The sequence below is a fragment of the Streptomyces longhuiensis genome (assembly GCF_020616555.1).
Classification (GTDB): domain Bacteria; phylum Actinomycetota; class Actinomycetes; order Streptomycetales; family Streptomycetaceae; genus Streptomyces; species Streptomyces longhuiensis.
This window is the reverse complement of sequence record NZ_CP085173.1, coordinates 7,270,547-7,293,797: the sequence shown is the minus strand read 5'-3', so window position 1 is coordinate 7,293,797 and position 23,251 is coordinate 7,270,547. Positions and strand designations below refer to the sequence as shown.

The following is a 23,251-nucleotide window of genomic DNA, read 5'->3' as shown; positions in this document are numbered from 1 at the left end:
CGCCCCGACCAGGATCAGGGCGCCCCGCCGACCGTCACCGGCCGGACGAACTCCCGTTCCACGCGCCGATGTTGGGCGCCGCTCCCGGCACCACCGGGTTGCCCGCGAAGTCGCGGGTGCCCGCGTCGGCGAGCGGCGCCCCCGCGCCGAGTGCGGGCGATCCGGCACGCAGGGCGTAGGCGGCCCCGGCATCCCCGTAGCCCGTGGCGGTGCCGGGACGGGTGAGCAGCGGGTCGGCGGTGGTGCCGCCGGGGTCGGAGGGCGTCGCCCCGATCCCGTACAGGACGTTGTGGGACGCGGTGACGCCGCCGGAACGCAGAGCGAAGGTCGCCGTACCGGCGCCCTCCTTCACCACGATGTTGTCGTCGAAGGCGATCTCGTGCCGGCTGGTGGTGTTCTCGTTGACGACGGTCTGGCTGACGCCGTCACCGACGTAGACGGTGTTGTGCAGGAAGCGGACCCCGGAGAACGATCCGCGACAGGTCTCGATGCCTCTGAAATGGTCGTTCTGGCTGATGTTGAAGCGGATCACGGCGTCGCCGAGGGTTCCGTCGGCGCTGCAGACGAGGAAGAAGCCGCCCGCGTTGTCGTGGCTGTAGTTGTACTGGAAGACGGTCCCGAAGGAGCCCTCGTCGACGTCGTACGCCATGCCGTCGCGGGTCGTCTCGCCGCCGGACGTCTCGTTGTACTGGAAGACGGTGCCGTCCGCGTTCCACGGCCACATGCCCGCGTTGTATCCGGCCGAGCGCCGCTGGAAGCCGTGCAGGGTGTTGCGCTCGACCAGGGCGTTCTTGGTGGCGGTCATGACGATGCCGTCACCTCCGAGGTCGTCGAGGGTGTTGCCGCGCACGACGACGCCGGTGGACGGGACCCAGTGCGGGCCGTTCGGGTCGTAGCCGCTGATCGCGGGCCGCTGGTTCCAGCTGGAGGCGAAGAAGATGCCCTCGCGGTCGACCGTCCTGAGGGTGTTGTTCTCGACGCGTACGTCGTCGTAGCGCGTCTCCTTCGCCGACCCGGTGACGGAGAAGAGGATGCCCGCGGAGCCGTCGTTGTCCTTGGTGTCGTCGCCGCGGATGTCATGGATGTCGAGGCCGGTGAGGCGGTAGTGCCTGCCGGTGCCGTAGTCGCTGAGGACGACGCGCACGCCGCGTCGCTTGGTGCCCGGGTTCGCCGCGTTGGTGATCTCCAGGTCGGAGACCTCGATCCACTGCGTGTTGCGCAGGAGGACGGTGTCGGGGGCGCCCGCGCCGTCGATCACCGGCTTCGCCCCGCTGCCGTACGGAGCGATGCGGACGGGCCTGCCGGGGGCGCCCGCGCCGTTCGGGGCGAGGGTGCCCGTGCAGCGGGTGCCGCGCTTGAGAAGTACCTGGTCGCCGGGGCCGAGACGCTGGGCGTTGACGGCGGCGAGCGTGCGCCACGGCGCAGTCCGGGTGCCGCGTTCCGGGCCGGTGCCGGACCGGCAGTCGACGTAGTGGGCGCGGGCTCTGTGCGGGGCGGCGGCCGTGGCGGCGGGTGCGGTGGCCAGGGCCGTGACGCCGGCTGTCGCGGCGGCGCAGAAGGCGACGAGCGCGGTACCGACGCTGCGTCTCATGAGGACCTCCGTGAGTGGTGGCGGGTGCCGGAGGGACAAAGCCCTCGCGGGTGGCTCAGAGCGTGCCGCCCGGCCGCGCCCGACTCCATGGACTTACGGAGGGGGTTCCTGGACATCCGCCGCCGGCCGGTGCCCCTGGTCTCTTCTTTCGCGTGCGCGCGGGGCGGCGGATGCCCGGCCGCCGCCCCGCGCCGGCTCACACCCCGGGGATGCCGCGGGCCTGGAACGCCTCACGCACGGCGTCCGCCGCGCTCTTGCCGTACATCTTCTGCGCCGTCGCGACCGTCGTCAGCGCCGCGTCCTTGAAGCTGGTGTCGGGCGCGAAGCCGAACTGCGCGTTGACGATGACACGGTCCGCCGTCCGCGCGCCGAGCGCACCCCTGATGTCGAAGAGCGCCTGGGACCAGATCTCACCGTCCGCGTGCACCTCTCCCACCTTGTCGGCGTACGTCTTGCCGGTGTCGAGGCGGCGCAGGCAGTGCGGCGCGGTGGCCGTGTACGAGACGGAGTCCCAGTCCGCGATACAGGCGAGGTCGGTCTTGTGCGGCCAGCCGTACTTGGCGTCCGCGTAGGCGCCGACGGAGGCCGCGAGGTAGTCGCCCCACGCCTCGCCGATGGACCCGGCCTCCTCGGAGGTGCCGAACCCGGGGACCTGCGCGTTGTGCACGGCGTGCCCGTACTCGTGGACGACGACCTCGGCGTCCTCGGCGTCGTCGACGCCGCCCTTGCCGAAGCGGATCTCGGCCTTCTTGTCGGTGAAGAAGGAGTTATCGGCGCCCCACTGGTCGATGCGGACCGGCTGCGCGCGGTCGTTGGCGCCGGGCAGCTCGCTGCCGAAGCCGAGGCTCTGCAGGTACTCCTGTGCCTCGTTGACCCAGAAGTAGGCCATGACCTGCTCGAACTGGTCGTCCTGACGGTCGTACGTGCCGGCGTCGGCGACCGAGGCGGCGCCGCCGGTGTTCGATCTCACGGTGACCCACTTGCCCGAGAGGCCGCCGCTCGCGTCGAGGTTCCTCAGCGCGGCGAGGGTGTAGGCGGAGGCGGGCACCGCGGTCGGCGAGTCCTTGGTGTCGGTGAGGGTCTGGTCGCCGGACGACTGGACGGGGTTGACCATGAAGATCCGGCCCTGTGGGCCGACGGCGGCCTGCGGAGCGGTCGTGGCGGAGGCCGGGGCGGCGAGGGTCGCGAGGGCCACGGTGGTGATGGCCGTGGCGAGGAGACCGCGGGGTGTGCGGCGCGTTGTCCTGCGGGGCATGAACATCCTCCAGGTGCGTCGTGCGGGGGGTGGCATGGCGCGGGCGGATCTTCCCGTATCGCGGACGGCTTTGGCCAGGGTGCGGAGCCCGTGATTGCCTGACGCGTATGAGCAACATCGCTGTGACCACCTGGTCCCTGGAGCAGACCGCTCCCTCCGACCTCCGGCCGGCCGCCGCACCCGAGGGCGGCGACCTCCGCGTCGTCCGCGCCGAGGTGCCCTCGCCGGAGTTCAGCCGCTTCCTGTACGCCTCCGTCGGGGGCGACATCCTCTGGACCGACCGGCTGAGCTGGACATACGCGCGCTGGCAGGAAGTCCTGGGACGTCCGGGCACCGAGACATGGGTGGCGTACGAGAAGGGGACTCCGGCCGGTTACGTCGAGCTGGAGGCGCAGGACGACGGCGTCGTCGAGATCGTCTACTTCGGCCTGATCCCCGCCTTCCGGGGCCGCCGCATCGGCGGCCACCTCCTCTCTTACGGAGTGGCCCGCGCCTGGGACCTGGCCGAGCGGTGGCCGGACCGCACGCCGACGAAGCGGGTCTGGCTGCACACGTGCAGCAAGGACGGTGAGCATGCGATGGCCAACTACGAGCGGCGCGGGTTCCGCCTCTTCGACACGAAGGTCGAGGAGGAGCCCGAGGTGGCCACGCCGGGGCCGTGGCCCGGGGCGTAGCCGGGGCATAAAAGCAGGGACAAGAACCTGAGGGGCGCCGCGGGACACCGCGGCGCCCCTTCCCATACCCTCCCTTCTCTCCGGTCCATTCCCGTCCGCTCCAGTGACCCGCGACACACCTGTCCACGATGCGAGACAGTCTTGTCCATCTTGTGGACAGTGGTGGACTGGGCCGAAAGTCCCATGACACGCTTCCGTCATGGATCGAGCTGGAATTGCCTTGGTGAGTCGGCGGCACGTCGATCTCTGCCGCATGTCCAGCGCCATGTGTCCGGTGAGCTGACTCCACCAGCACCGCCGCACTTTCTCCCCGCACAGCACCCTGCGCACCGCCGCGCCCTCGCGCGAAGTGTGCCGGTCAAAGCTGTCAGAGCCTCCGCCCGCCCGAAGGACGTACACCCATGGCTGCCACCCCTGAAAAGCCCACGACCGCCGCGCCGCGCCGCAAGGTGAGCCGTCACCGCGGCGAGGGCCAGTGGGCCGTGGGTCACTTCACTCCGCTCAACGGCAACGAGCAGTTCAAGAAGGACGACGACGGTCTCAATGTGCGGACACGCATTGAGACGATCTACTCGAAGCGCGGCTTCGACTCCATCGACCCCAACGACCTCCGGGGCCGCATGCGCTGGTGGGGGCTCTACACCCAGCGCAAGCCCGGGATCGACGGCGGCAAGACCGCGATCCTGGAGCCGGAGGAGCTGGACGACGAGTACTTCATGCTCCGCGTCCGCATCGACGGCGGCCGGCTGACCACCGAGCAGCTGCGCGTCATCGGCGAGATCTCGCAGGAGTTCGCCCGCGGGACCGCCGACATCACCGACCGGCAGAACATCCAGTACCACTGGATCCGCATCGAGGACGTGCCGGAGATCTGGCGGCGCCTCGAAGCGGTCGGGCTCTCCACCACCGAGGCCTGCGGTGACACGCCCCGCGTCATCCTCGGCTCGCCCGTCGCCGGGGTCGCCGCAGACGAGATCATCGACGGCACGCCCGCCATCGACGAGATCCAGCGGCGCTTCATCGGCAACCCCGAGTTCTCGAACCTGCCGCGCAAGTTCAAGACCGCGATCTCCGGCTCCCCGCAGCTCGACGTCGCGCACGAGATCAACGACATCGCGTTCGTCGGCGTGAACCACCCCGAGCACGGCCCCGGCTTCGACCTCTGGGTCGGCGGCGGTCTGTCCACCAACCCCAAGCTGGGCCAGCGCCTCGGCGCCTGGGTGCCGCTCGACGAAGTGCCGGACGTGTACGGCGGCGTCATCGGCATCTTCCGCGACTACGGCTACCGCCGCCTGCGCACCCGCGCCCGTCTGAAGTTCCTGCTCGCCGACTGGGGCACCGAGAAGTTCCGCCAGGTCCTGGAGGACGAGTACCTGCAGCGCAAGCTGGTCGACGGCCCCGCGCCCGAGCAGCCCGCCGGCACCTGGCGCGACCACCTCGGCGTGCACCCCCAGAAGGACGGCCTCTTCTACGTCGGCTTCGCGCCCCGCGTCGGCCGTGTGGACGGCACGACCCTCACCAAGATCGCCGAGATCGCGGGCGCCCACGGCTCCGGCCGGCTGCGCACCACCGCCGAGCAGAAGATGATCGTGCTCGACGTGGCCGAGGACCAGGTCGAGTCGCTGGTGACCGCGCTGGAGGCGCTGGACCTGAAGGTCAACGCGTCCCCCTTCCGGCGCGGCACGATGGCCTGCACCGGCATCGAGTTCTGCAAGCTCGCGATCGTCGAGACGAAGGCGCGCGGCGCCTCGCTGATCGACGAACTGGAGCGCCGCGTCCCCGAGTTCGACGAGCCCCTCACGATCAACATCAACGGCTGCCCGAACGCCTGCGCCCGCATCCAGGTCGCGGACATCGGCCTCAAGGGCCAGCTGATGCTCGACCAGGACGGCAACCAGGTCGAGGGCTACCAGGTGCACCTGGGCGGCGCGCTCGGCCTGGAGGCCGGGTTCGGCCGCAAGGTCCGCGGCCTGAAGGTCACCGCGGCCGAGCTCCCCGACTACGTCGAGCGGGTCCTCAAGCGCTTCCAGGCGGAGCGCGAGGACGGCGAGCGCTTCGCGACGTGGACTTCCCGCGCTTCCGAGGAGGCCCTGTCGTGAGCTCGGCGAGTGAGCCGAAGGGGCGCGCCGGAGTCGAGATGCCGAGCGCGCGGAGGCCCGAAGGGTTGAGCACGGTCGGTATCTCGACACCGGCCACAGGCGCCCCGGAGGCGGACCGAGCCTCCGACCAGAGGGAGGCTCTGTCATGAGCGAGCGGGCCGCCCCCTTCTACTGCCCCTACTGCGGTGACGAGGATCTGCGTCCGAACGAGACCGGGCACGGTGCGTGGGAATGCGCGGCGTGCAATCGGGCCTTCCAGTTGAAGTTCCTCGGTCTGCTGACCCGGGGAGTTCAGCGCAACGACGGTGGAGGGGAAGACATATGACGACCACTCAGGCCACTGGGGCGGCCGACCGGACCGAGCCCGACCTGCGGGAGCTCGCGGAGCGGGCCGGACGCGACCTGGAGGACGCGTCCGCCCTGGAGATCCTTGACTGGGCGGTCGACACGTTCGGCAAGCGCTTCTGCGTGACCTCCTCCATGGAGGACGCGGTCGTCGCCCATCTCGCCTCGCGCGCCAGGCCCGGCGTGGACGTCGTCTTCCTCGACACCGGCTACCACTTCGAGGAGACCATCGGCACCCGGGACGCCGTCGAGGCCGTGATGGACGTGAACGTCATCACGCTCACGCCCCGGCAGACCGTCGCCGAGCAGGACGCCGAGTTCGGGCCGAAGCTGCACGACGTCGACCCCGACCTGTGCTGCGCCATGCGGAAGGTCAAGCCCCTTGAGGACGGCCTGAGTTCGTACACGGCGTGGGCCACGGGACTGCGCCGCGACGAGTCCCCGACGCGGGCGAACACCCCGGTCGTCGGCTGGGACGAGAAGCGCCGCAAGGTGAAGGTCTCGCCGATCGCCCGCTGGACGCAGGACGACGTCGAGGCGTACGTCGCCGAGCACGGCGTGCTGACCAACCCCCTGCTCATGGACGGCTACGGGTCTGTGGGCTGCGCCCCCTGCACCCGGCGCCTGCTCGAGGGCGAGGACGCGCGGGCCGGCCGCTGGGCGGGACGCAACAAGACCGAGTGCGGGATCCACGGCTGATGCCCGGAACCACAGAGACTTTGGAGAAGCAAGTGACCGGAGCCACCGTCTGGCTCACGGGTCTGCCGAGCGCGGGCAAGACCACCATCGCCAACGAGCTCGCCGAGCGGCTGCGCACCGACGGCCGCCGCGTCGAGGTGCTCGACGGCGACGAGATCCGCGAGTTCCTCTCGGCGGGCCTCGGCTTCAGCCGCGCGGACCGCGACACGAACGTGCAGCGCATCGGCTTCCTCGCCGAACTCCTCGCCCGTAACGGCGTGTTGACGCTCGTACCGGTGATCGCGCCGTTCGCGGACAGCCGCGAGGCGGTGCGCAAGCGCCACCAGGCCGGCGGCACCGGCTACCTGGAGGTGCACGTGGCCACGCCCGTCGAGGTGTGCTCCGTGCGCGATGTGAAGGGCCTGTACGCGAAGCAGGCGGCGGGCGAGATCTCCGGGCTGACCGGGGTCGACGACCCGTACGAGGCGCCCGAATCGCCCGACCTGCGCATCGAGTCGCACACCCAGACCGTGCAGGAGTCCGCGGCCGCGCTCCACGCGCTGCTCACCGAGCGGGGTGTCCTGTGAGCGACGCCTGCGCGGCCACTCCGCGACAGACGACGCCGATGCCCGCACCTCTGCGCCGCGCAGGCGGAGAAGCGAACGAAAGGGAGTCAGCATGACGACCGTCGCACCCACCACCGGCGAAGCGACCGACAGCCCGTACGCGCTCTCGCACCTGGACGCTCTCGAGTCCGAGGCCGTGCACATCTTCCGTGAGGTCGCGGGCGAGTTCGAGCGGCCGGTGATCCTCTTCTCCGGTGGCAAGGACTCCATCGTGATGCTGCACCTGGCGCTCAAGGCGTTCGCGCCGGCGCCGGTGCCGTTCACGCTGCTGCACGTCGACACCGGGCACAACTTCCCCGAGGTCCTGGAGTACCGCGACCGGGTCGTGGCCGAGCACGGCCTTCGGCTGCACGTCGCGTCCGTGCAGGAGTACATCGACCGCGGCGCACTCAAGGAGCGCCCGGACGGTACGCGCAACCCCCTGCAGACGGTGCCGCTGACGGAGAAGATCCAGGCGGAGCGGTTCGACGCCGTCTTCGGCGGCGGGCGCCGCGACGAGGAGAAGGCCCGCGCCAAGGAGCGCGTGTTCTCCCTGCGCGACGAGTTCTCCCAGTGGGACCCTCGCCGCCAGCGCCCCGAGCTGTGGCAGCTCTACAACGGCCGCCACGCCCCGGGCGAGCACGTGCGCGTCTTCCCGCTGTCCAACTGGACCGAGCTCGACGTGTGGCAGTACATAGCCCGCGAGGGCATCGAGCTGCCGCAGATCTACTTCGCGCACGAGCGGGACGTCTTCAAGCGCTCCGGCATGTGGCTGACCGCCGGTGAGTGGGGCGGCCCCAAGGAGGGCGAGACCGTCGAGAAGCGCCTCGTCCGCTACCGCACGGTCGGCGACATGTCGTGCACCGGCGCCGTCGACTCCGACGCGACGACGCTGGACGCCGTGATCACCGAGATCGCCGCCTCCCGGCTCACCGAGCGGGGCGCGACCCGTGCCGACGACAAGATGTCCGAGGCCGCGATGGAAGACCGCAAGCGCGAGGGGTATTTCTAAATGAGCACCACCACAGAGCAGTTGGCCGACCTGTCGGCCACCACCCTGCTGCGGTTCGCCACCGCCGGTTCCGTCGACGACGGCAAGTCCACCCTCGTGGGCCGCCTGCTGCACGACTCCAAGTCGGTCCTCACGGACCAGCTGGAGGCCGTCGAGCACGCGTCCCGCAACCGCGGTCAGGAGGCGCCCGACCTGGCACTGCTCACCGACGGCCTGCGCGCCGAGCGCGAGCAGGGCATCACCATCGACGTCGCCTACCGCTACTTCGCCACGCCCCGGCGCCGGTTCATCCTGGCCGACACCCCGGGCCATGTGCAGTACACCCGGAACATGGTGACCGGCGCGTCCACCGCCGACCTCGCCGTCGTCCTCGTCGACGCCCGCAACGGCGTCATCGAGCAGACCCGCCGGCACGCCGCCGTCGCCGCGCTCCTGCGCGTCCCGCACGTGGTGCTCGCGGTGAACAAGATGGACCTCGTCGACTACGCGGAGCCCGTCTTCGCGAAGATCGCCGAGGAGTTCACGGCGTACGCGTCCGACCTGGGCGTTCCCGAGATCACCGCGATCCCGATCTCCGCGCTCGCCGGTGACAACGTCGTGGAGCCGTCCGCGAACATGGACTGGTACGGCGGCCCGACCGTCCTCGAGCACCTGGAGACGGTCCCGGTCAGCCACGACCTGACGAGCTGCCACGCGCGGCTGCCCGTCCAGGTCGTCATCCGCCCGCAGACCGCCGAGCACCCCGACTACCGCGGTTACGCGGGCCAGATCGCGGCCGGCACGTTCCGCGTCGGCGAGTCCGTCACGGTGCTGCCGTCGGGCCGCACGTCGAAGGTCTCCGGGATCGACCTGCTGGGCACGTCGGTCGACGTGGCGTGGACGCCGCAGTCGGTGACCCTCCTCCTGGAGGACGACATCGACATCTCGCGCGGCGACCTGATCGTGCCGAGCGGCGACGCGCCCGCCACGTCGCAGGACGTCGAGGCGACCGTCTGCCACGTGGCCGACCAGCCTCTCGTCGTCGGCCAGCGCGTGCTGCTCAAGCACACGACGCGTACGGTCAAGGCGATCGTCAAGGAGATCCCCTCGCGGCTCACCCTGGACGACCTGTCCCAGCACCCCGAGCCGGGCCGGCTGGTCGCCAACGACATCGGCCGCGTGAAGGTCCGCACCGCCGAACCGATCGCGCTCGACGACTACGCCGACTCGCGCCGCACCGGTTCGTTCCTCCTCATCGACCCGTCCGACGGGACGACGCTCGCCGCCGGCATGGCGGGCGAGGCGTTCGGCGGCAAGCCGCAGGCGGTCCACGCGGAAGAGTCCGCGCAGGCCACCGACGACGACGGCTGGGACTTCTAGCCATGACGTCCATCGACATCTATGCGACGTTCGCGAAAGAGGGCGGCCGTGTCGGCAGCGGCGCCCTCGGCGCGGGCCAGGGCGGGGTCGGGCGATGTGCGTGATGACGTACGCGCACTGCCTGCGCGCCCACACCCCCCGCGACCTGTTCGTACGAAGACGAAACCCTGCCGACCTCCCGGCCACGCCCTGAGAGCGTGACCGCCGGGCCAACGAGAGGACCACCTCCCGTGCCTGCCAACTCCGTCTCCTGGCGCCGCGGCCTCGCCGCCGTCGCCGCTCTGCCGCTCCTCGCGCTCGCCGCGACGGCCTGCGGCTACGGCTCCTCGGCCAAGGACGACACGTCCGACAAGACGAACGTCGCCGCCAAGGGCAAGAAGCTCTCCGCCGACACCGTGAAGATCGGCTACTTCGGCAACCTCACGCACGGCACCGCCCTCGTGGGCAACCAGAAGGGCTTCTTCCAGAAGGAGCTCAAGGGCACTCAGGCCAAGTACCAGATCTTCAACGCGGGCCCGTCCGAGATCGAGGCGCTCAACGGCGGCTCCATCGACATCGGCTGGATCGGCCCCTCCCCGTCGATCAACGGCTTCACCAAGTCCCAGGGCAAGAGCCTGCGCATCATCGGCGGTTCGGCGTCCGGCGGTGTGAAGCTGGTGGTGAACCCGAAGAAGATCAAGTCCCTGGACGACGTCAAGGGCAAGAAGATCGCCACCCCGCAGCTCGGCAACACGCAGGACGTCGCGTTCCTCAACTGGATCGCCGAGAAGGGCTGGAAGGTCGACGCCAACAGCGGCAAGGGCGACGTCTCCGTGGTCCGCACGGACAACAAGATCACCCCGGACGCCTACAAGTCCGGCTCCATCGACGGCGCCTGGGTGCCGGAGCCGACCGCTTCCAAGCTCGTGGCCGAGGGCGGCAAGGTCCTCCTCGACGAGTCCGACCTGTGGCCCGACAAGAAGTTCGTGATCACGAACATCATCGTGTCGCAGAAGTTCCTCAAGGAGCACCCGGACGTCGTCGAGGCCGTGCTGCGCGGCTCGGTGAAGACGAACACGTGGATCAACGCCAACCCGGACGAGGCGAAGGCCGCGGCCAACAAGCAGCTGGCGGCCGACTCCGGCAAGGCGCTGCCCACGGACGTGCTCGACCCGGCGTGGAAGTCGATCCAGTTCACCGATGACCCGCTGGCCTCGACCCTCGACACCGAGGCGGCACACGCGGTGAAGGCGGGCCTGCTGGAGAAGCCCGACCTCAAGGGCATCTACGACCTCGCACCGCTGAACAAGGTCCTCAAGGCCGAGGGCAAGAGCGCGGTGGCCGACGCCGGCCTCGGCGTCAAGTAACCGCGTCAGGCAATCCCGTAATCGCTTGAGTTCCCAGGAGGTGACGACCATGGCAACGACCCTCGCCAAGGCCGTGGACGGCACGGAGACCACCGGCCACGCCGCGCGGATCGAGCACGTCTCGAAGTCCTTCGCCACGCCCACCGGGCAGCAGCTCGTCCTGGACGACATCACGCTCGATGTCGCTCCGGGCGAGTTCGTCACCCTCCTGGGAGCCTCGGGCTGCGGGAAGTCGACGCTGCTCAACCTGGTCGCGGGCCTCGACCGGCCCTCGTCCGGCGAGATCAGCACGCAGGGCCGGCCGGCCCTGATGTTCCAGGAGCACGCCCTCTTCCCGTGGCTGACCGCGGGCAAGAACATCGAACTGGCCCTGAAGCTGCGCGGCGTCGCGAAGGCCGACCGCCGCACGCGGGCGGAGGAGCTCCTGGAGCTCGTCCGGCTGAACGGCGCGTACAGCAAACGGGTGCACGAGCTGTCCGGCGGTATGCGCCAGCGCGTGGCGATGGCCCGGGCGCTCGCGCAGGACAGCCAACTGCTGCTGATGGACGAGCCGTTCGCCGCGCTCGACGCCATCACGCGCGACGTGCTGCACGACGAGCTGACCCGTATCTGGCGCGAGACGAACGTCTCCGTCCTGTTCGTCACGCACAACGTCCGCGAGGCGGTGCGGCTCGCCGAGCGGGTCGTGCTGCTCTCGTCGCGTCCGGGCCGGGTGGCGCACGAGTGGCGGGTCGGCATTCCGCAGCCGCGCCGCATCGAGGACACCGCCGTGGCGGAACTGTCCGTCGAGATCACCGAACAACTGCGTGGGGAGATCCGCCGCCATGGCCAGCACTGAGACGACGACCGCGCGCAAGGACACGGGCGCCGTCAAGGACACGGGCGCCGCACAGGACCTGGCCGGTCTCGAAGCGGGGCTCGACGCCCTGGAGACCGTGCAGACCGCCCGTACCCCGCTGCGCCAGACACTGGTCCAGAAGGTGCTGCCGCCGCTGACGGCGGTGCTCCTGGTCCTGGTGGTGTGGCAGGGACTGGTGTCGTTCAAGATCGTCGACGACCCGAGCAAGCTGCCCTCGCCGTCCGCGGTGTGGGGCGAGGTGTCCGACGCGTGGCTGCAGGGGACGCTTCTCGACTACATCTGGACGAGTGTGTCGCGCGGCCTGCTCGGCTTCCTGCTGGCGCTGGTGATCGGCACCCCGCTCGGCCTGGTCGTCGCCCGGGTCCGGTTCATCCGGTCCGCGATCGGCCCGATCCTGTCCGGCCTCCAGTCGCTGCCCTCGGTCGCCTGGGTCCCGCCGGCCGTGATCTGGCTGGGCCTCGACAACAAGATGATGTACGCCGTGATCCTGCTCGGCGCGGTCCCCTCGATCGCCAACGGCCTGGTGTCGGGCGTCGACCAGGTGCCGCCGCTGTTCCTGCGGGCCGGCCGCACCCTCGGCGCGACGGGCCTGCGGCACACCTGGCACATCGTGCTCCCGGCCGCGCTGCCCGGCTATCTCGCGGGCCTGAAGCAGGGCTGGGCGTTCTCGTGGCGCTCGCTGATGGCCGCGGAGATCATCGCCTCGTCGCCGGACCTGGGCATCGGCCTCGGACAGCTCCTGGAGAACGGCCGCAACGCCAGCTCCATGTCGATGGTCTTCCTCGCCATCTTCCTGATCCTGATCGTCGGTATCGCCATCGACCTGCTGATCTTCAGCCCTCTGGAGCGGCGCGTCCTGCGCAGCCGCGGCCTCCTGGTGAGGAGCTGACCCGCCATGCACCAGCTCCCCGCCCGCCCGGTCCTGCTCGTGATCGCTCACGGCAGCCGCGATCCGCGGCATGCCGCGACGGTCCACGCGCTCGTACGCGAAGTACGGGCGCTGCGGCCAGGGCTGCGTGTGGAGACGGGGTTCCTGGACTTCAACGTCCCCTCGGTGAACGGCGTCCTGGAGTCCCTGGCGGCGGAGGGCGTGCGCGACGTGGTCGCGCTCCCGCTGCTCCTGACGCGCGCGTTCCATGCGAAGGCGGACATCCCGGCGGTCCTGCGGCAGGCCCCGGCCCGTCTGCGGATCCGCCAGGCGGAGGTGCTCGGCCCCTCGCCGCTCCTGACGACGGCGCTCGAACGCCGTCTGTACGAGGCCGGGCTCACCCCGGCCGACAAGCCCACGACCGGGGTCGTCCTGGCCTCGGCGGGCTCCACCGACCCGGAGGCGATCGCAGTGATCGCTGAAATCGCGCGGGAGTGGCGGCACACCGGTTGGTGCGCCGTGCGACCTGCGTTCGCCTCCGCATCTCTGCCCCGCACGGAGGACGCCGTGGCGCAACTGCGCGCCGAGGGCGTCCGCCGGGTGGCGGTCGCTCCCTACGTCCTGGCCCCCGGCTTCCTCCCGGACCGCATCGCCCGTGGCGCCGCCGAAGCGGACGTCCTCGCGGACGTACTGGGCCCGGCCCCGGAGGTGGCACGACTGCTCGTGCGCCGCTATGAGGCGGCGACGGTAAGGGAGTTGGTGGCGGTGGGCGCCTGACGCGACGCGTCAGGAGACCGCCGTCCCCTCATCCCGTCCTCTCCGGGACCTTCAGTCCTCTGAGACATCCGGTTCCTCCGAGGCATTCGGTTTCTCTCAGCCGTTCAGCGCGGATCCCGCCCGCTCAGCGCGACCGCCCGGTGGAACAAGGGCGCGTCGGCCGGCACCGGGACCGCGTCGGCGAAGCCCTCGTAGCGGCGGTACTCCTCCGCGTTCGCCTCGACCACGTCGAGCAGGAGTCGGGCCGCGGCGTCCGGGAGCTGGAAGTTCTGGCCGGTGGCGTGGGCCACGTCCCAGCCATGGAGGGCCAGTTCGGCGACGAGCAGGCGGGCGATCTCGGGCGCCGGCGACTTCGCGAAGCCCAGGTCGATCTCGCCCTCCCAGACCCGCGGGTCGGACCAGGCGGCGACGGCCCGTTCGAGCTGTGCCGCGTAGGCCTCGGCCCAGTCGGTGTCGGCGGTGAAGTCGCGGGCCGTGAGCTCGTCGGGGAGCTGCTTGCGCAGGGCCCGGTGCTCCAGGCCGTGCGCGGAGTAGAGGACCCAGTGGTTGACGAGGGTGCGGACGTCCCAGTCGCCGCACCCGCTCGGCTCGGGCAGGCGCGCCGCGTCGACCCCGCGCGCGACCCTGGCGGCCTCCGCGGCGCATTCCTTCATCGACGTGTACTCGATCATGGACGTGTACTCGGTTTCCATGCGGAAAGCGTCTCGCGCGGGGGCCGCCGGCGGCTTGAAGAAATGCGACAGCTACCGCGTCGCCGCGTCGATCTCCGCCACGAGGTCCGTGATCGTCATGGACCCGGCCCGCCTGCGTTCGCGGGCGAAGCGGTCGGCGACCGACTGCAGGGCGTCGTTGACCGGGGTCGGCACGCCGTGCAGCCGTCCGAGCAGGCCCATCTCGCCGTTGAGGTAGTCGGACTCGATGGTGCCCGTGCCCCGGCTGAGCGACTGCCACGACGAGCCGCCGCTGCGCTCCGAGCCGTCGAAGGGCTCGAACCTGATCTTGTCGCCGCGGGACTCCTTCTCCTCCTCCTTGGAGGCGAACGCGATGCCGGCCGCGGCGAGGACGGCCTCGCCCTCCGCGCGGGCACGCCCGTGGAGGGCGAGCCCCACGTCGCTGGTGATCACCCCGGAGACTGCCTCGATCGCGTTGGCCAGGTTGCCGAGGAGCTTGGCGTACTTCCAGCGCATCGCGTCGGGCGCGACGGGTGCCTCGAAGCAGGACTTCTCCAGGTCGGCGGAGATGCGGTGGGCGGTCTCGTCGGTGCCTCCCGGGTACCGGCCGATGTGCAGGATGCCGGTGAGCGGGGTGCCCGCGGCGGACACGACGCCGGGCTCGACGAACGTGGCGGGCAGCCACACGCACATGCCGTAGACGCGCCGGAAGTGCCGCAGCGCGAGGCGCTCGCTCTCCACTCCGTTCTGTGCGCAGACCAGCGGCAGCCGCTCGGCGGCGGTGCCGCCTCCGGCGACCGGCCGCCCGGCCCACGCTTCGAGCGCCGCGACGCTGTCCTGGGTCTTCACGGCGAGCACGAGGACGTCGTCCGGGCTCAGCTCGCCGAGCTCCTCGGGCCCGGCGACGACCGGGAGGCGGTGGGTGTGCGGGCCGTCGGGGGTGACGAGGCGCAGCCCGTGGTCCCGCAGTGCCTCGTACTGCTTGCCGCGGGCGACGAGGACGACGTCGTGCCCGGCCTGTGCGAGCCGGCCGCCGATGGCGCCGCCGACCGCTCCTGCTCCGATGATGAGGTAGCGCATGTCAACGAGCCTGTCACAGAAGGCTGTAGAGGCCACTCACGATCGGGCAAACTCTCGCGCTCCGCGCACTGAGGTGTGCGAGCCTGCTCCCCGTGCGTACACGCTTGGGCCTCTGGGGGGCCGGACTCCTCTGCCTTCTCGTGGCGGTTCTCGGCGGCTGCTCGGCCTCCCGGCAGTGGTGGCAGGCGGAGCGGATCGACGCGGCTCCGGTCCGCGTCACCGGCGTCGTCACCGCCGTCGAGCACGTGCCGAAGGGCGGCTACGAGCAGGTGATCGCGTACGAGGTACGGGGTCACCGGCACACCGTCAGGAAATCGCTGGGCACGGGCCCGGGCAGTCCCGGGGCCGGTCACCGGGTGTGTCTGGAGGCCGACCGCGACCGCCCCGGCGTGGTGCGGCTCTGCGGTGAGCGGTACCCGTCGGGCGACGACATGTATCCCACGTACGTCCTGGTCGCGGTCGCCGGAGCCATCGGGGTGTGCGTCGTCGCGGGCGTCGCCGTCGGGGTCCGCCGCAGCTCCCGCCCGGAACCGGCGCGCTGACGTCACCGCGCCGCACTCAGTCCCGGGTGAACGGCGTCCCCTGGTGGAAGTACAGCAGCCAGGCGCCTTCGACGCCCTGCCGCCAGAGTGAACTGCGGTGTGCGCAGACGCCGTTGCGGTCGGTGTCGAAGGTCAGATGGACGAGGCCGGAGCCGAGTCGCACGCCTTTCATCCGCGAGACGGTGAGGGGCCGCACACCCTGCTCGCCCGTGGCGCAGAGCTCGGCGATGATCGAGGCGCGGTCCCAGCGGCGGCCCGACGCGCCGAACTCGAAGTAGTCGGGGTGCAGCAGCGCGCCGAGCAGCTCCGGGGAGCGGCGCACGGCCGGGTCGAGCAGCCGCAGTTCACCCTCGATGGCGGCCTCGACAGCGGAGTCGAGCTCAGGCACCGGTCATCTCCACGAGCTTGACGACGGTGTTCCAGTTACGGGTGGTGGCGATGAGGCCCTTGTTCAGAGCCGGCCGGGCGAGCGCGACGGCGAGCTTCGAGCTGCCGAGGCCCTCGGGGGCGCAGAGGTACAGCTCGCGCGGGCCGAGCCGGAAGTCCTCGGGGGCGAACGCGGCCGGGTCGACGGGGGCGAACCGCTCGGGGTCGACGGGCCCGGAGAAGTAGGTGACGTGCAGTTGCTTGCCTTCGAGGGAGTCGGCGTCGAAGGGGCACGCGTCCGCGACCTTCGCGAGGTAGGCGTGGTCGCGCACGATCACGTCGACGGTGAAGCCGAACTCCTTCTCGACGGCCGCGCTCAGCTCGGCCGCGAGGGCCTCCTCGTCGCCGCGGTCGCTGCTGAACGTGGCGTTGCCGCTCTGGAGATACGTCCGTACGTCGCCGTGCCCGAGCCCTTCGATCAGGGGGCGAAGCCGCACCATCGGGACCTTCTTGCTGCCGCCCACATTGATGCCGCGGAGCAGCGCCGCGTACGCCTTTGTCGCCATGGGGACACGATAGGCGGCCGCCGCGCCCCGTGGGGGAGGGCACGGCGACCGCCGGTCAGGGGTGCTGCCGGTGCTACTCGACGATCTTGAGGAGCTTGTTCGGCGTACCCTCGCTCGCGTTGGAGATCTTGTCGGGGGTGGCGCCGTCGGTCAGTGCCTTGGAGACGTCCGCGGGGGTCGCGTCCGGGTGACCGCTCAGGTAGACGGCGGCGGCGCCCACGACGTGGGGGGTCGCCATCGACGTACCGGAGATGGTGTTGGTGGCGTCGTCGCCGGTGTTCCAGTCGGAGGTGATGTCCGAGCCGGGGGCGTAGATGTCCACGGCGGAGCCGTAGTTGGAGAAGTCGGACTGCTCGTCGTCCTTGGTGGAGGAGGCGACGGTGATGGCCTCCTTGACGCGGGCCGGGGAGCCGCCGGACGCGTCGGTCGACTCGTTGCCCGCGGCGACCGCGAAGGTGACGCCGGAGGCGATGGCCTTCTGGACGGCCGCGTCGAGCGCCTCGTCGGCGCCGCCGCCCAGCGACATGTTGGCGACGGACGGGCCCTGGTGGTTCTTGGTGACCCAGTCGATGCCCGCGACGACCTGCTCGGTGGTGCCCGAGCCCTCGTTGTCGAGGACGCGGACGGCGACGATCTTCGCCTTCTTGGCGACGCCGTGCGCCTCACCGGCGATGGTCCCGGCGACGTGCGTGCCGTGGCCGTTGCCGTCGTCGGCGTTGTCGTCGTTGTCGATGGCGTCGAAGCCGGAGGTGGCGCGGCCGCCGAAGTCCTTGTGGCTGACGCGGACCCCGGTGTCGATGACGTACGCGGTCACACCCTCACCGGCGCTGTCCGGGTAGGTGTACTTCTTGTCGCCCGCGGTGTCCGCCTGGTCGATGCGGTCGAGGCCCCACGACGGCGGGTTGTCCTGGGTCGCGTCGATGTGGAATTTCTTGTTCTGGACGACCTTGGCGACCGACGAGTCGGCGGCGAGGCGCTTGGCCTCGGTCTCCGAGAGGCCGTTCGCGGAGAATCCGTTGACGGCGGAGGAGTAGGCGCGCTTCAGCTTGCCGCCGTACTCCTTGGCGAGGTCCTGCTTGGCGTCCGTGTTCGCCTTCTGGTCCAGCAGCACGATGTAGCTGCCGGAGACGGCGCCCTTCGCGTCGAGCCCGTAGACCTTGCCCTCGGCCGGGGTCGAGGCGCCGGCCAGGGAGCCCGCGAAGACGGTCACTCCGACCGCGGTGGCAGCGGTGGCTATCGCCGCGGTGAGCTTCATCGTGTTGCGGGCACGCTTGTGAGTTGCCATGAAGAGGGGTCTCCTCGTGGTTTCTGTGGGGGGTTTTGTGGGGGGTTAACTGATGGATCTCACGCATCCCCCGGCAATCTCCGGAAGATCTCCGGGGGTTGGCACGAAACCCTGTCCGATTGACGCGACCAGATCAAGACCTACATACAGCTGTGACTTGTTCAACAAGCCTTCGTAATAACAATTCGGGCTTCGGCCGACACTTCGGACTGCGGGAATTCCCTATAGATGTAGGGGCCTTGAGTCCTCCTGAGTGGGGAGCGCACCCCGCCCGCAAGGAGGAGCCGGGCCTCCGCCGGCTCACCGGGCAGCACGACGAGACGCACTTATCGGGCCCATACCTTCGATACGGAGGTGACGGCACGGTGCTGTCACCGCACACAAGGGGGCAGCCGGTCATGGGGAACCGAGACACGCGGGTACGGGGCCTGGCGGCCCGCGCCGGCGGCTGGAGCGTGCGGCACCGATGGGCCGCCGTGGGGATCTGGGTGCTGTTCGTGGTCCTGGCCATGGGGATCGGCTCGGCCGCCGGCCGCGTCGACGTGTCGGACAGCGATCAGCTCCAGGGCGAGACCACACAGGCGGCGCGCATCATCGACGACGCCGGTATCGAGGAGCCCGCGGGCGAGACCGTGCTCGTCCAGGGCAGGGACGGTGCAGCGCGGGCGACGGACGCCGACTTCCGGCGGGCCGTCGACGAGGTCGTGAAGGCGGTGCAGGGCACCGGCGCCGTCACGAACGTGAAGTCGCCCTACGACCCGCGGGCGAAGACGATCTCCAAGGACGGCCGCAGCGCGCTCGTCCAGTTCGACATGCGCGGCGACCCCGGCACGGCGAGCGACCGCGTCGAACCGGTGCTCAAGGCCGTCGAGAAGGTCCAGCGGACCCATGGCTCGCTGCGGATCGAGGAGATCGGCGGCGCGAGCATGGGCAAGACGTTCGAGGACGCCTTCGGCAACGACTTCCAGCGGGCCGAGTACTCGGCGGTCCCGGTCGCGCTCGGCATCCTCCTCATCGCGTTCGGCGCGCTGGTCGCCGCCCTCCTCCCGGTCGCCCTGGCCGTCACCGCGATCATGGCGACGATGGGCCTGATGGGCATCGTCAGCCACCTCCAGCCGATGAGCGACACCGCCAACTCCGTGATGCTGCTGGTGGGTCTCGCGGTCGGCGTCGACTACTGCCTCTTCTATCTGCGGCGCGAGCGCGAGGAGCGGATGAAGGGCCACGACCCGCAGACCGCGCTACGGGTGGCGGCGGCGACGAGCGGCCGGGCCATCATCGTCTCGGGCGTCACGGTCTGCGTGGCGATGGCGGGCATGCTGTTCACGGGGCTCGCCGAGTTCCAGGCGATGGGCCTCGCCTCGCTGATGGTCGTGGCGGTCGCCATGGTGGGCTCGGTGACGGTGCTGCCGGCGCTGCTCTCGCTGCTCGGCGAGCGCGTCGAGAAGGGGCGGCTGCCGTTCCTGAACCGCGGCAGGCGACGTAACGGGAACGGGGCGCCGGAGGGCAGCCGGTTCTGGCAGGCGGTGCTGCGCGTCGTCCTCGCCCGGCCCGCCGTGTCCGTGGTCGTCGCGATCGGCGCCCTGCTGGCGGTGACCGCCCCGGCGCTCGGCATGAAGACCCAGAACCTCACCCTGGACCAGGAGTTCGGCGACTCGCTGCCGATCGTGGCCACGTACGACCGGCTCAACGACGCGTTCCCCGGCGGCTCCGAGCCGGCCGAGGTGGTCGTCAGGGCCGCCGACATCAACGCGCCCGAGGTGCGGAGCGCGATCGCCGACTTCCGTGCGGCAGCTGTCAGTTCGGGCGCCTCGCGCGGCCCGGTCGACCTCACCGTGCACGGCCGCGAGAACGTGGCGTTCATCAGCGTCCCGCTGGTGGGCGGCTCCGACCAGGACAGGGCGGAGAAGAGCCTCGCGCTGATCAGGGACCGGGTGCGCCCGGACACGCTCGGCAAGGTCGACGGGGTCGAGGCACCCGTCACCGGTCAGGTCGCGGGATCGAAGGACTTCAACGACCAGATCGTCGGCTCGGTGGTCCCGGTGTTCGCGTTCGTCGTGATCTTCGCGTTCCTGCTGATGCTGCTGTCGTTCCGCTCACTGACGGTGGCGATCACCTCGATCGCCCTCAACCTGCTGTCGGTGGGCGCCGCCTACGGCATCCTGGTCGCCGTCTTCCAGAACGGCTGGGGCGCGTCCCTGGTCGGCGCGGAGGGCGTGGGCGCGATCATCTCCTGGCTGCCGCTGTTCCTCTTCGTGATCCTCTTCGGGCTCTCGATGGACTACCACGTGTTCGTGGTGTCGCGGATCCGGGAGGCTCGGCTTCAGGGACGTACGAACAAGGACGCCATCACCCACGGCGTGGTGACGACCGCGGGCGTGGTCACCAGCGCGGCGGTCATCATGGTGGCCGTCTTCGCGATCTTCGGGACGCTGTCCATGCAGTCGTTCAAGCAGATGGGCGTGGGCCTGGCGGCCGCGGTGCTCATCGACGCGACGGTCATCCGCGGCATCCTGCTCCCGGCCGTGATGGCGCTGCTCGGCGAGCGGAACTGGTATCTGCCGAAGTGGCTGCACCGGCTGCCCGACCTGACGCACGACGAGGTGGCAGCTCCCCCGCCGCCGGCCGTGACGGACGAGAGGGTGGGCGTGTGACGACGGCGTACGGCTGAGGTACGCGTCGGGGGTGCCCCGCGGGACCGTCGGGTCCGGCGGGGCACCCTCACGTTCAGGCCGCCGCGGTCTGACGACTGCGTTCCGCGAACGCGTCGATCGTGCGCGTGAAGTCGCGGGTCGACAGCAACAGCTTGTAGACGATGGCGAGTTCGAAGAGGAGCAGGAGCGCTCCGGAGACGACCGTCGCCCACAGGACCTGGTCGATCAGCGGGCCGATCATGAAGACGCCCATCTGGAACTCGATCCCGCTGATCAGATGGGTGCGGATGCGGTGACGGAGCAGGAACGAGCGCATCCGCAGGTACACGGGGAAGCGGCTCCTGAACTCCTGGTGCAGGTCGACCACTCGGGGCGCGGGCTGCGGGGCGGCCTGCGCGATCCCCTGGGCCGAGTGGGCCTTCTGGAGGTCCTGCTCGATGTCCGCCTCGGGGTTGTCGCGCAGAAGGTCCTCCATGAAGGCGAGCTCGGCCTCGTTCTCGGCGCGCCGCGCCTCCTTGACCCGCTCCTTGATCTGCTTGCGCATGGAGTGGCGGATCTTGAAGATCTCCAGGGAGTTGATGTACCGCAGGGTGTCGAGGCCGACGACGGCCAGGGCGAGCCAGATGTAGAGCTCGTCACCGGTGCGTTCGTACTGGCCCGCCATGAGCGCGACCCCGCAGACCATGACGCGGATGCGGTCGAAGACGAAGTCCAGCCAGGCGCCGAAGACCGACCCCTGGCCGGTGAGCCGGGCGACCTTGCCGTCCATGCAGTCGAGGATGAACGACAGGTGGTAGACGACGGCGCCGGCGACGAGCCAGCGCCAGTCGCCCAGCCAGAAGAAGAAGGCGGAGCCGAGGCCCAGGACGAAGGCGCCCCACGTGATCTGGTTCGGGGTGATCCTCGTACGCATCGCCGTCAGCCGCACCAGCGGCGTGGCGACCGGGTCGACGAGGAGCACGGTCCACCACGCGTCCCGTTTCTTCTGGGTGATGCGGCGCACCTCGTCGAGGGGCGGTATGTCTCGGCGCATGGCTGGTCAACTTCCTGGCGTTCGACGTGAGTTCATCTCACGCTAGAAAGCCCTTCACACGAGGTTCAAGTAGCGCAGCGTGCAACCTTTGGCCGGGGGTAACGGTCGAACCCCATGACCAAGTCGATGACTTCGCCAGGAGCCACCTGCGTTACCCGAGCGTTATGGAATGACCTGACCGTTACCCAAAACACGCGATCACTTCACGCCGCCCGTGGAACCAGGACGCAAGGCCCGCTCGACGAGGTCGGCCGCGCGCCGGGTACCGCCCTCGCCCGCCATCTCCGCCCCGATCTCCTGGAGGCGGCGCGCCACCTCGGGGTCGGACACCAGGGCGAGCACGGTCTCCCTCAGCTTGTCGGGCGTGGCCTCCTCCATCGGTACGTGGCGTGCGACGCCGAGCCCCTGGAGCATGTCGGCGTTGCCGAACTGGTCGACGGCCTGCGGGACCGCGACCATCGGCGTCGCGGTGGCGAGGCCCTCCTGGCTGCCGCCCGCGCCCGCGTGCGTGATGAAGGCGTCGGCCTCCCTGAGAATCGCCAGCTGCGGCACCCAGTGGTGCACCTCGACGTTCGCGGGGATCGCGCCGAGTTCCTCCTCGTCGACGAACTTGCCGATCTGGAGCACCACGTGCCAGCCGGGCAGGTCACCGAAGGCCTCGATGCAGGCACGGTAGAAGGCGGGCTGCTTGGTGAAGCTCGATCCGAGCGAGACGAGGAGGACGTTCTCCGCGCCGGCCGGGCGCTGCCACTCGCCCTGCGCCGCCCGCTCGCCCTGGCAGGCGCCGACGAAGGTGTAGCGGCTCTCGTCGACCCGGTCGGCGTTCGGCTGGAGCGCCTTGGGGATGAGGACGAGGCAGCGGTCGGGGCGGCCCATGAAGTCCTCGACGGAACGGTCGATCCCGTTCGACCGGATCCAGTCTTCGAAGTTCTCGTAGAACGCCTTGCCGCGCGGCGTCTGCTTGAGCGGTTCGAACATCGGCTTGCCGACCTCTTCGTCGTAGCCCTCCCAGGCCACGAGGTTCGGCGAGAACTGCACGATCGGGACGTTCCAGCGGTGGGCCAGGACGCGGGCGGGGTAGGCGGTGATGTCGTAGAGGACGAGATCCGGCTCGTCGCCCTCATAGAGGTCGATGAGCTGCGGCAGCGCCTGGATCGCGTCGGTGAGGAAGGGTTCGAGGTTGTCGATCAGCTCCGTGCCCCACGCGTCCGGGTCGTCGTCCGTGGGCAGCGTCGAGTGCCAGATCTTCGGCTCGGCCCCGGCCTCGGCAACCTTCTCGGCGAACTGCGGCGGGATCGCGTACGTCACGCGGTGCCCGCGGGCGACGAGCTCCCTGATCACCTCGATGCTCGGGTTCACGTGCCCGTGGGCGGCGATGGAGAACATGGCGATATGGGCGTTCCTGGGGACGGTCATGACGTCACCGTAAGTGAGACGAGACGTCTCGTGCAATCTGTTTGCGCCGCCCTGCGCCGAGACCTGTGAGCCGGGCCCACGCGCGAAGGCCTACGCGGGAGAAGGCGGCCGAGGAGACCCGATCCGCTCCGTCCGACCGGCCGACGAGAAGGGCCGTACGACCAGTCACT

At 70.4% G+C, this 23,251-nt stretch carries 23 protein-coding genes; 14 read left to right on the top strand and 9 right to left on the bottom strand.

What is annotated here, in order from left to right; all coding sequences use genetic code 11:
- Positions 1-34: 34 nt before the first annotated feature.
- Complete coding sequence (locus LGI35_RS33405; RefSeq protein WP_227298008.1) at positions 35-1,591, bottom strand: right-handed parallel beta-helix repeat-containing protein; 1,557 nt, start codon at positions 1,589-1,591, stop codon at positions 35-37.
- A gap of 196 nt (positions 1,592-1,787) precedes the next feature.
- On the bottom strand, positions 1,788-2,846 hold the full coding sequence (locus LGI35_RS33400) for a M36 family metallopeptidase (protein ID WP_227298007.1): 1,059 nt from the start codon (positions 2,844-2,846) through the stop codon (positions 1,788-1,790).
- A 107-nt stretch (positions 2,847-2,953) separates the two neighbouring features.
- On the opposite strand from LGI35_RS33400, the gene LGI35_RS33395 reads away from it, so the two are divergent.
- The 12 genes from LGI35_RS33395 to LGI35_RS33345 all read left to right on the top strand — a co-directional run bounded on the left by LGI35_RS33395 (position 2,954) and on the right by LGI35_RS33345 (position 13,468).
- On the top strand, positions 2,954-3,520 hold the full coding sequence (locus LGI35_RS33395; RefSeq protein WP_227298006.1) for a GNAT family N-acetyltransferase: 567 nt from the start codon (positions 2,954-2,956) through the stop codon (positions 3,518-3,520).
- A gap of 199 nt (positions 3,521-3,719) precedes the next feature.
- A complete protein-coding gene (locus LGI35_RS46405) occupies positions 3,720-3,803 on the top strand; it encodes a putative leader peptide (protein WP_323136396.1) in 84 nt (27 codons plus the stop codon).
- Positions 3,804-3,921: 118 nt separating this feature from the next.
- Positions 3,922-5,619 carry a nitrite/sulfite reductase gene (locus tag LGI35_RS33390; RefSeq protein WP_227298005.1) on the top strand — a complete coding sequence of 566 codons (1,698 nt, stop codon included), beginning with the start codon at positions 3,922-3,924 and terminating at the stop codon, positions 5,617-5,619.
- A 145-nt stretch (positions 5,620-5,764) separates the two neighbouring features.
- Positions 5,765-5,944, top strand: a complete 180-nt coding sequence (locus LGI35_RS33385; protein ID WP_100591340.1) for a hypothetical protein — start codon at positions 5,765-5,767, stop codon at positions 5,942-5,944.
- Positions 5,941-6,663: a phosphoadenylyl-sulfate reductase gene (locus LGI35_RS33380; RefSeq protein ID WP_227298004.1), complete on the top strand. Its 723-nt coding sequence runs from the start codon at positions 5,941-5,943 to the stop codon at positions 6,661-6,663. The genes LGI35_RS33385 and LGI35_RS33380 overlap by 4 nt, the downstream gene beginning before the upstream one ends.
- Positions 6,663-7,229, top strand: a complete 567-nt coding sequence (gene cysC / locus LGI35_RS33375; RefSeq protein ID WP_227298003.1) for an adenylyl-sulfate kinase — start codon at positions 6,663-6,665, stop codon at positions 7,227-7,229. Before LGI35_RS33380 ends, cysC begins: the two co-directional genes overlap by 1 nt.
- 91 nt (positions 7,230-7,320) lie before the next feature.
- Positions 7,321-8,259: a sulfate adenylyltransferase subunit CysD gene (cysD, locus tag LGI35_RS33370; RefSeq protein WP_227298002.1), complete on the top strand. Its 939-nt coding sequence runs from the start codon at positions 7,321-7,323 to the stop codon at positions 8,257-8,259.
- A complete protein-coding gene (locus tag LGI35_RS33365) occupies positions 8,260-9,618 on the top strand; it encodes a sulfate adenylyltransferase subunit 1 (protein WP_227298001.1) in 1,359 nt (452 codons plus the stop codon). It abuts the gene before it with no gap.
- Between the two features lie 230 nt (positions 9,619-9,848).
- A complete protein-coding gene (locus tag LGI35_RS33360) occupies positions 9,849-10,964 on the top strand; it encodes an aliphatic sulfonate ABC transporter substrate-binding protein (protein ID WP_227298000.1) in 1,116 nt (371 codons plus the stop codon).
- A 49-nt stretch (positions 10,965-11,013) separates the two neighbouring features.
- On the top strand, positions 11,014-11,802 hold the full coding sequence (locus LGI35_RS33355) for an ABC transporter ATP-binding protein (protein ID WP_227297999.1): 789 nt from the start codon (positions 11,014-11,016) through the stop codon (positions 11,800-11,802).
- Positions 11,789-12,712, top strand: coding sequence for an ABC transporter permease (locus LGI35_RS33350; RefSeq protein WP_227297998.1), 924 nt, complete (start codon positions 11,789-11,791; stop codon positions 12,710-12,712). The genes LGI35_RS33355 and LGI35_RS33350 overlap by 14 nt, the downstream gene beginning before the upstream one ends.
- 6 nt (positions 12,713-12,718) lie before the next feature.
- Positions 12,719-13,468: a sirohydrochlorin chelatase gene (locus tag LGI35_RS33345; RefSeq protein ID WP_227297997.1), complete on the top strand. Its 750-nt coding sequence runs from the start codon at positions 12,719-12,721 to the stop codon at positions 13,466-13,468.
- A gap of 104 nt (positions 13,469-13,572) precedes the next feature.
- On the opposite strand, the gene LGI35_RS33340 is transcribed toward LGI35_RS33345, so the two are convergent.
- Together LGI35_RS33340 and LGI35_RS33335 are read right to left on the bottom strand one after the other, a co-directional pair.
- Positions 13,573-14,160, bottom strand: coding sequence for a TIGR03086 family metal-binding protein (locus tag LGI35_RS33340; protein ID WP_227297996.1), 588 nt, complete (start codon positions 14,158-14,160; stop codon positions 13,573-13,575).
- Between the two features lie 51 nt (positions 14,161-14,211).
- Positions 14,212-15,219 (bottom strand): ketopantoate reductase family protein, encoded by a 1,008-nt coding sequence (locus LGI35_RS33335; RefSeq protein WP_227297995.1) that lies wholly within the window; start codon positions 15,217-15,219, stop codon positions 14,212-14,214.
- Positions 15,220-15,311: 92 nt separating this feature from the next.
- On the opposite strand from LGI35_RS33335, the gene LGI35_RS33330 reads away from it, so the two are divergent.
- Complete coding sequence (locus tag LGI35_RS33330; RefSeq protein WP_227297994.1) at positions 15,312-15,761, top strand: hypothetical protein; 450 nt, start codon at positions 15,312-15,314, stop codon at positions 15,759-15,761.
- A 16-nt stretch (positions 15,762-15,777) separates the two neighbouring features.
- On the opposite strand, the gene LGI35_RS33325 is transcribed toward LGI35_RS33330, so the two are convergent.
- The 3 genes from LGI35_RS33325 to LGI35_RS33315 all read right to left on the bottom strand — a co-directional run bounded on the left by LGI35_RS33325 (position 15,778) and on the right by LGI35_RS33315 (position 17,978).
- Complete coding sequence (locus LGI35_RS33325) at positions 15,778-16,149, bottom strand: nuclear transport factor 2 family protein (protein WP_227297993.1); 372 nt, start codon at positions 16,147-16,149, stop codon at positions 15,778-15,780.
- The gene (locus LGI35_RS33320; protein WP_227297992.1) at positions 16,142-16,693 is read right to left on the bottom strand and encodes a DUF1697 domain-containing protein; all 552 of its coding nucleotides are present in this window, start codon (positions 16,691-16,693) and stop codon (positions 16,142-16,144) included. Before LGI35_RS33320 ends, LGI35_RS33325 begins: the two co-directional genes overlap by 8 nt.
- A 73-nt stretch (positions 16,694-16,766) precedes the next feature.
- Complete coding sequence (locus tag LGI35_RS33315) at positions 16,767-17,978, bottom strand: S8 family peptidase (RefSeq protein ID WP_227297991.1); 1,212 nt, start codon at positions 17,976-17,978, stop codon at positions 16,767-16,769.
- Between the two features lie 398 nt (positions 17,979-18,376).
- Between LGI35_RS33315 and LGI35_RS33310 the strand changes: the two genes are divergently transcribed.
- Positions 18,377-20,632, top strand: a complete 2,256-nt coding sequence (locus tag LGI35_RS33310; RefSeq protein ID WP_227297990.1) for an MMPL family transporter — start codon at positions 18,377-18,379, stop codon at positions 20,630-20,632.
- A 73-nt stretch (positions 20,633-20,705) separates the two neighbouring features.
- Here LGI35_RS33310 and LGI35_RS33305 read toward each other — a convergent pair whose 3' ends face one another.
- Together LGI35_RS33305 and mgt are read right to left on the bottom strand one after the other, a co-directional pair.
- Positions 20,706-21,665, bottom strand: coding sequence for a CDP-alcohol phosphatidyltransferase family protein (locus tag LGI35_RS33305; protein WP_227297989.1), 960 nt, complete (start codon positions 21,663-21,665; stop codon positions 20,706-20,708).
- Positions 21,666-21,863: 198 nt separating this feature from the next.
- A complete protein-coding gene (mgt, locus tag LGI35_RS33300; RefSeq protein WP_227297988.1) occupies positions 21,864-23,081 on the bottom strand; it encodes a macrolide-inactivating glycosyltransferase in 1,218 nt (405 codons plus the stop codon).
- Between the last annotated feature and the right edge of the window lie 170 nt (positions 23,082-23,251).

Coding starts and splice junctions, on each gene's coding strand:
- LGI35_RS33320 (WP_227297992.1), bottom strand. CDS start 16,693: ATGGCGACAAAGGCGTACGCGGCGCTGCTCCGCGGCATCAATGTGGGC.
- LGI35_RS33310 (WP_227297990.1), top strand. CDS start 18,377: ATGGGGAACCGAGACACGCGGGTACGGGGCCTGGCGGCCCGCGCCGGC.
- LGI35_RS33345 (WP_227297997.1), top strand. CDS start 12,719: ATGCACCAGCTCCCCGCCCGCCCGGTCCTGCTCGTGATCGCTCACGGC.
- LGI35_RS33350 (WP_227297998.1), top strand. CDS start 11,789: ATGGCCAGCACTGAGACGACGACCGCGCGCAAGGACACGGGCGCCGTC.
- LGI35_RS33335 (WP_227297995.1), bottom strand. CDS start 15,219: ATGCGCTACCTCATCATCGGAGCAGGAGCGGTCGGCGGCGCCATCGGC.
- LGI35_RS33305 (WP_227297989.1), bottom strand. CDS start 21,665: ATGCGCCGAGACATACCGCCCCTCGACGAGGTGCGCCGCATCACCCAG.
- cysD (WP_227298002.1), top strand. CDS start 7,321: ATGACGACCGTCGCACCCACCACCGGCGAAGCGACCGACAGCCCGTAC.
- LGI35_RS33400 (WP_227298007.1), bottom strand. CDS start 2,846: ATGCCCCGCAGGACAACGCGCCGCACACCCCGCGGTCTCCTCGCCACG.
- LGI35_RS33380 (WP_227298004.1), top strand. CDS start 5,941: ATGACGACCACTCAGGCCACTGGGGCGGCCGACCGGACCGAGCCCGAC.
- cysC (WP_227298003.1), top strand. CDS start 6,663: ATGCCCGGAACCACAGAGACTTTGGAGAAGCAAGTGACCGGAGCCACC.
- LGI35_RS46405 (WP_323136396.1), top strand. CDS start 3,720: ATGGATCGAGCTGGAATTGCCTTGGTGAGTCGGCGGCACGTCGATCTC.
- LGI35_RS33355 (WP_227297999.1), top strand. CDS start 11,014: ATGGCAACGACCCTCGCCAAGGCCGTGGACGGCACGGAGACCACCGGC.
- LGI35_RS33405 (WP_227298008.1), bottom strand. CDS start 1,591: ATGAGACGCAGCGTCGGTACCGCGCTCGTCGCCTTCTGCGCCGCCGCG.
- LGI35_RS33395 (WP_227298006.1), top strand. CDS start 2,954: ATGAGCAACATCGCTGTGACCACCTGGTCCCTGGAGCAGACCGCTCCC.
- LGI35_RS33390 (WP_227298005.1), top strand. CDS start 3,922: ATGGCTGCCACCCCTGAAAAGCCCACGACCGCCGCGCCGCGCCGCAAG.
- LGI35_RS33385 (WP_100591340.1), top strand. CDS start 5,765: ATGAGCGAGCGGGCCGCCCCCTTCTACTGCCCCTACTGCGGTGACGAG.
- LGI35_RS33315 (WP_227297991.1), bottom strand. CDS start 17,978: ATGGCAACTCACAAGCGTGCCCGCAACACGATGAAGCTCACCGCGGCG.
- LGI35_RS33340 (WP_227297996.1), bottom strand. CDS start 14,160: ATGGAAACCGAGTACACGTCCATGATCGAGTACACGTCGATGAAGGAA.
- mgt (WP_227297988.1), bottom strand. CDS start 23,081: ATGACCGTCCCCAGGAACGCCCATATCGCCATGTTCTCCATCGCCGCC.
- LGI35_RS33365 (WP_227298001.1), top strand. CDS start 8,260: ATGAGCACCACCACAGAGCAGTTGGCCGACCTGTCGGCCACCACCCTG.